Annotated in this window: 5 protein-coding genes; all 5 read right to left on the bottom strand. The window is 50.0% G+C overall.

Features of this window, described 5'->3' with window-relative positions:
* Positions 1-226: 226 nt before the first annotated feature.
* Positions 227-811, bottom strand: a complete 585-nt coding sequence (gene lpcA / locus KDK13_RS12240) for a D-sedoheptulose 7-phosphate isomerase (RefSeq protein ID WP_257285254.1) — start codon at positions 809-811, stop codon at positions 227-229.
* A 65-nt stretch (positions 812-876) separates the two neighbouring features.
* A complete protein-coding gene (gyrB, locus tag KDK13_RS12235; RefSeq protein WP_257285253.1) occupies positions 877-3,291 on the bottom strand; it encodes a DNA topoisomerase (ATP-hydrolyzing) subunit B in 2,415 nt (804 codons plus the stop codon).
* Positions 3,284-4,429, bottom strand: coding sequence for a DNA replication/repair protein RecF (gene recF / locus KDK13_RS12230; RefSeq protein WP_257285252.1), 1,146 nt, complete (start codon positions 4,427-4,429; stop codon positions 3,284-3,286). Before recF ends, gyrB begins: the two co-directional genes overlap by 8 nt.
* Positions 4,430-4,520: 91 nt before the next feature.
* Positions 4,521-5,624, bottom strand: a complete 1,104-nt coding sequence (gene dnaN / locus KDK13_RS12225) for a DNA polymerase III subunit beta (RefSeq protein WP_257285251.1) — start codon at positions 5,622-5,624, stop codon at positions 4,521-4,523.
* Between the two features lie 62 nt (positions 5,625-5,686).
* On the bottom strand, positions 5,687-7,212 hold a 1,526-nt coding region (dnaA, locus tag KDK13_RS12220), incomplete at its 5' end, for a chromosomal replication initiator protein DnaA (RefSeq protein WP_373692239.1).

Below are 7,212 nucleotides of genomic sequence, written 5' to 3'. Positions count from 1 at the left end.
AAAGGATGAATTGAATAACCTTGTTTCTGACTATTTTACCGAAGCTAACAAACTGGACCCTTACCGACAGGACCAGCTAAAAACTGAAGACTGGCGGAAAATAGAGCGTACTTTTTTAGCAAGACTATCGCGAGAATAACCTGTGTTCCCAAAAGAATTCAGCCATAGTCTTACAATACCTGATTAACTCTGTGCCTCCGCCATATCATCCTTTATCACCTATTTTTTATTCCATATATTTTTCAACAAGCTGGATTATTATATGGATGGCCTTGATATGGACCTCCTGAATCCGGTCAGCATAACCAAAGTGAGGCACACGAATTTCAACATCTGCCATCCCTGCCATCTGGCCGCCATCTTTGCCTGACAGCAGAATAACCTTCATCCCTTTTGCCCTGGCCGCTTCTACCGCCTTGATAATATTCCCGGAATTACCACTGGTGCTGATGCCAAGCAGTACGTCCCCTTCCCTGCCTATCGCTTCAACGTAACGTGAGAAGACATATTCATAGCCAAAGTCGTTGGATACACAGGAGATATGACTGGGATCGGAAATGGCAATAGCCGGATAACCAGGGCGGTTTTCACGGAAGCGTCCGGTCAACTCCTCGGCAAAGTGCATGGCGTCACAATGGGAACCGCCATTACCACAGGAGAGCACCTTGCCACCGGCTTTAAAGCTGTCAGACAATAACCGGGCAGCACGATCAATGGACTCAAGATTGGCGTCATCATCCAGGAACCGGCTCAGCACCACCATCGCCTCTTCCAGCTCCTGTCGAATAATTGCTTTAAATTCTGAAGACATTAGCAGAGCACCTGAGAATCAAAAAAGAAAAAAAGTGCCGGTTTTAACCGGCACTGGATTGGTGTTTAAATATCGAGATTGGCAACATTCAGCGCATTGCTTTCGATAAACTCTCTGCGGGGTTCCACATGATCCCCCATCAGCGTGTTGAATATCTGGTCAGCAGCAATGGCATCTTCAATGGTTACTTTCAGCATCCGGCGGACATCCGGATCCATGGTGGTTTCCCACAACTGATCCGGGTTCATCTCACCCAGCCCCTTATAGCGCTGGATGTAGTGACGCTTGGTGGATTCGCTCATCAGCCACTCAAGGGCTTCCTCGAAGGAAGATACATCCTTCTTACGCTCCCCTTTCTGGACAAAGGCGCCATCCTCAATCAACCCTTGCAGTTTATTGCCGAGAGAGACGATCTTTCCATAGTTGGCAGAAGAGAAGAAGTCAGCATTCCAGCGATAGTGACTATCGACACCGTGGGCAATAATCGTCACTTTGGGCAGCCAGACATTGAGTTCCCGGTCTTCTTCTACAGAAAACGTCATGGTACTACCGGCGGCTTTCAAATTTTCAATTCTTTCACTCAGCTGGGCAACCCAGGACTCCATGACGCTCTTATCAGCCAGGCTTTGTGCCGTAACTTCCGGCATATAAATCATTTCACGAAGCACAGCGACCGGGTAAATACGAGACAGCTTGTCCGCCAATTTATGGACATCTCTGAACTCTTTCACCAGTTCTTCAAGTGGCTGATCACTGATCCCGGGAGCCTTTTCATTAACATGCAGGCTGGCATTTTCCAGGGCTGACTGGGTCAGGTAACCGTCCAGTGCACCATCATCTTTCAGGTATTGCTCCTGCTTGCCACGCTTGACCTTGTACAGTGGTGGCTGAGCAATATAGATGTAGCCATTTTCAATCAGCTCAGGCATCTGCCGGAAGAAAAAGGTCAGCAGCAGTGTACGGATGTGAGAGCCATCCACGTCCGCATCGGTCATGATAATGATGTTATGGTAACGGAGTTTTTCAATATTGAACTCCGTACGGCCGATACCGCACCCCAGGGCCGTAATCAGGGTTCCCACTTCCTGGGAGGACAGCATCTTGTCAAAGCGGGCTTTCTCAACGTTCAGGATCTTGCCCTTGAGTGGCAGGATCGCCTGAGTCTTGCGGTTTCGGCCCTGCTTGGCGGATCCACCCGCCGAGTCACCCTCCACTATGTAGAGTTCAGACAGCGCCGGGTCTTTCTCCTGGCAGTCCGCCAGTTTGCCGGGCAATCCGGCAATATCCAAAGCACCTTTACGGCGGGTCATTTCCCGTGCCTTACGGGCCGCTTCACGGGCCCTGGCAGCATCCAGCATCTTACCGACAACTGCCTTGGCTTCCTGGGGGTTTTCGATCAGGTAGTCCGAAAGGTATTTACCCATCTCCTGCTCTACGGCAGTTTTCACCTCGGAGGACACCAGCTTGTCTTTGGTCTGGGAAGAGAATTTAGGGTCCGGCACTTTCACAGAGATAATCGCCGTCAAACCTTCACGGGCATCATCACCAGACGTAGCCACCTTGGCCGTCTTCTGGAAACCTTCCCGTTCGATATAGCCATTCAGGCTTCGTGTCAGCGCCGCACGGAAGCCTGCCAGGTGCGTTCCACCATCTCGCTGGGGGATGTTATTGGTAAAACAGAACACCCCTTCCTGGAAGCTGTCATTCCACTGCATGGCCACTTCCACGCCAATACCATCTTCCCGGGTGATTTCGAAGTGAAATACTTTATTGATGGTGGTTTTATTCTGGTTCAGGTGCTCAACAAAGGCCTTCAGACCACCATCGTATTTGAAGTCATCAACCTTGCCGGTGCGCTCATCCGTCAGCTGGATATACACTCCTGAATTGAGGAAGGAGAGCTCACGCAGACGCTTGGCCAGAATGTCATAACTGAACTGAATATTTGAGAAGGTCTCCGGAGACGGGATAAAGTGCAGCTCAGTACCGGTAGCATCGGTTTCACCAATCACCTTTAACGGCTCTTCCGGAACCCCTTGATGGTATATCTGCTGATGAACCTTGCCATGTCGGCGGATGGTCAGTTTCAGCTGGCTGGATAACGCATTGACCACTGACACACCAACGCCGTGCAAACCACCGGATACTTTATAGGTGTTGTCATCAAATTTACCGCCGGCATGAAGCACCGTCATGATCACTTCAGCGGCAGAAACGCCCTCTTCCTCATGGATATCCACAGGAATACCACGGCCATTATCCTTTACTGTGATGGACTCATCCGGGTGAATAATGACAGAAATCTTGTCGCAATGACCTGCCAGCGCTTCATCGATGGAGTTATCAACCACCTCAAACACCATATGGTGCAGGCCGGTACCATCATCGGTATCACCAATGTACATCCCCGGGCGCTTGCGGACAGCATCCAGGCCCTTCAGGACCTTGATATTGGATGCGTCGTAGTTTTGTTCACTCATGCTCTATCTCCAAAGACTCAGCCCGGCGATTACTTTGCTGACCAGGGTTCTCATCCAATGTAATTTGCCCATGTTTCACGTGAAACATTTTTACTTCCGTTTCAGGCAACCAGCAATGTTCAAGTGCCTCCTTCTCAACACAGGTGATGAAGGTCTGGCAGTTCATTTTTTGAAACAATCGACAAAGCTTTTGTCGATTAGGGGTGTCCAGTTCTGATGGCAGGTCATCGACCAGGAAGATACACTGCTTGTTTTGTAGCTCTTTGTATAGAAAGCCCTGGGCGAGTTTCAGTGCACAGACCACCAGTTTTAATTGACCTCGGGAGAGGATATCAACCGCACTGCCTTTGCCCATCCTAATCCTTAAATCTGCCCGCTGCGGCCCGGCATGGGTATAGCCCGATTGCATATCTCGTGCCAGTCCGCTACTGAGTACTTCATGCAGTTCTCTCTCCCTATCCCATCCTCGGTAGTATTGGATAGAAAGATTATCCAGGTCTGCCAATTCCGAAAGGACCTCGTTAAAGACCGGGGTCAATTTCTGGATATAATCACCCCGTAACAGGTCGATGGCATTGGCCGCTTTCTCGAACTCTATGTTCCACGAGGTCAGTTCAGAGCCGTTTATTCTACCATGACGGAGCAGACTGTTCCGCTGTTTCAACGCTTTCTGCATGCGCTTCCATAATGGGAAAAAATCCTGATGTTTCACGTGAAACACTCCCCAATCGATAAAGTTCCTTCTCAGTTTTGGTGAACCTTCAAGCAATCGGAAGGTGTCCGGATTAATCACCTGTAAGGGGAGTAACCTGGCCAGCTCCGATGTGGACTTCAGGTTTTCACCGGACACCCGTATCTGTAGCGATTCATCCCGCAGGTTTCTGGAAACACCAACCGGTATGGATCCCGATGACACACCGATTCGACCAAACACCGTACAGACCTCGGCATCATGATTAATCACCGGTTTAATTCGGGTGGTCCGAAATGATCGGGCAACTCCGAGAAGATGTATGGCCTCAAGTACGCTGGTTTTACCACTGCCATTAAGCCCATAGAGGACGTTTACAGAAGAGGAAGGGTTAATCGAAACAGAGGAGAGGTTTCTAATATCAGTTATGGCGAGTTGTTGGATCATATTCTGTAAATTTCCGAGCCTGAGTAGGCCGGAAGCCAGATCAGGACAGGCGAGTGCCTGATGCCAACATCAGACACTGACTACTTCTGCCTTACAGCCTCATAGGCATAACAACATAGGTGGAGTCACCTGATTCAGACTCCTCAAGCAGCACACTGCTGTTCGGGTCTGAGAGGGTCATCTTGATGGACTCACCGGAAAGAACGGAAAGTACGTCCAACAGGTAGCTGACGTTAAAACCGATTTCCATGGAGTCACCATGATAAGCCAGACTCAACTCTTCTTCGGCCTCTTCCTGCTCCGGGTTATTAGCGATCACCTTAAGCTGGCCATCAGAAAGAATCAGGCGGATACCCCGGTATTTTTCATTGGAAAGAATGGACGCACGCTGAAATGCCTGGCGCAGCTCCTGACGCTCGCCAATAATGATTTTGTTGCCACCTTTGGGAATTACGCGCTCATAGTCAGGGAACTTGCCGTCCACCAGTTTTGAAGTAAACATGAAATCGCCGGTTTTGGCTCTGATATGATTGGCACCAAGGGTAATATGGACACTCTCCTCCCCTTCCGTCAGCAGGCGTGCCATCTCAAGAATACCTTTACGAGGCACGATAACCTGATGCCTGTCCTGCTGATTGATATCCGCATCCACGCTGCACATGGCCAGGCGGTGACCATCGGTAGCCACCGCACGGAGACAGTTCTGGCTGACTTCCAGCAACATACCGTTCAGATAGTAACGAACATCCTGCTGAGCCATGGCAAAGCAGGTCCGGTCAATCAGGCGACGAAGACGTGACTGACCAATGGTAAAGGATACCGACCCGGCCTCTTCTTCAATATTGGGAAAATCATTAGCGGGCAGAGTGGAAAGGGTAAAACGGGACCTGCCAGCCTTTACCTTGACTTTCTGATCATCCTGACGCACTTCAATCATGGTGTTTTCTGGCAGAGACTTACAGATATCCATCAGCTTTCTGGCCGGCACCGTAATCTCCCCGGCTTCCGCAACATCCTCAAGGGCTACCCGGCCAACCAGTTCAACTTCCAGGTCCGTACCGGTTAACGAGAGCTGGTCTCCCTCGACCACCATCAACACATTGGACAATACCGGCAACGTCTGTCTGCGCTCAACCACACCGGCAACCAGCTGAAGTGGCTTAAGCAATGCTTCCCGATTAATGGTAAATTTCATCGCTTTCCTTTCTCTTGGTATAAAAAGGTATTCGCCTTTTTATGAGGTTGAATTAGGTGGAATTAACTTGTCAGTGAGCGCAACAGGTTTTTGTAATCGCTTTTGATCTCGTTATCCACTTCGACCAGTTCTTTAACTTTACGGCAAGCGTGAAGAACGGTGGTATGATCACGTCCGCCATAGGCATCACCAATCTCGGGCAAACTATGGCTGGTCAGCTCTTTGGACAGAGCCATGGCAATCTGGCGAGGCCTTGCCACAGAACGGCTACGACGCTTGGAAAGAATATCCGCCACTTTGATTTTGTAGTACTCGGCAACCGTCCTCTGGATATTATCTATACTGACCTGTTTGTCCTGTAAAGCCAACAGGTCTTTCAGGGACTCACGGATCAGATCAATATCAATATGACGACCCATAAAATGAGCACTGGCGATCACCCGCTTCAGGGCACCTTCGAGTTCACGCACATTGGAACGGATTCTCTGGGCAATAAAGAAGGCGGCTTCATGGGGAAGTTCCACTTTCTGCTGCTCTGCTTTTTTCATCAGAATGGCAACACGGGTTTCCAGCTCAGGAGGCTCAACGGCAACCGTTAATCCCCAACCGAATCGGGACTTCAAACGTTCTTCAACGCCGTTGATCTCCTTTGGGTAACGGTCACAGGTCAGAATCATCTGCTGGCCACCTTCAAGTAGCGCATTGAAGGTGTGGAAAAACTCTTCCTGCGAGCGCTCTTTTCCGGCAAAGAACTGGATATCGTCAATCAGCAGAGCATCAACAGAACGATAGTACTTTTTGAAATCATTAATGGCATTCAGCTGCAGTGCTTTCACCATATCCGCAACAAAGCGTTCGGAGTGCAAATAAACGACTCTGGCATTACGGTTCTGCTTGACCAGGAAATTACCCACCGCATGCATCAGGTGAGTTTTACCCAGACCGACACCGCCGTATAAGAACAGTGGGTTATAGGAAGCACCGGGGTTTTCTGCCACCTGTCGAGCGGCCGCCAACGCCAGCTGGTTTGATTTACCTTCTACAAACGTTTCAAAGGTGAAGCCCGTGTTCAGAGAACTGTGATGCTTGATGGAACCTTCCACTACAACCTGCCGAACCGGTGTTACAGGCTCTTCAGGCATATCACTCACGGACTCTTTCAGCGGGTTTACCTTTATCTGAGAGAGCTCTTCCGTCTGTCTGGAGTCATCTTCTTGTGAGGGAATATCTGGGCTGACGGGTTCTGATACCCGATCGGGTTCCAGGGTATTATCCTGCGCTACCGGTAAAGAAGACACCAGCTCATGGGTAACCACTGAACGCTCAATAGCGGACTGTTTAAGGGGATTCTCAATGGGTTTCTCTGAAACGGCGACCATTGCCGCAGCAGGCTGAGTCTCTCTTGGTTGAACTTCCCCTGGCTGAGGCTCCCTTGGCTGAGGCTCCCTTGGCTGAGGCTCCCTTAGCTGAGGCTCTCTCAGTTCCCTCGGACGTGCAGATCGCTTGCTCAATGAAGGTGGCCGACGATTAGAAACCGCCAATGCGACGGCCGGAGAGTCCCCATCAGACAGCTCATCCAGAATCTCTT

Origin of the sequence: Endozoicomonas sp. SESOKO1, from assembly GCF_024606265.1 — a bacterium.
Taxonomy (GTDB): Bacteria; Pseudomonadota; Gammaproteobacteria; order Pseudomonadales; family Endozoicomonadaceae; genus Endozoicomonas.
This window is presented reverse-complemented; position numbering and strand designations above follow the sequence as displayed.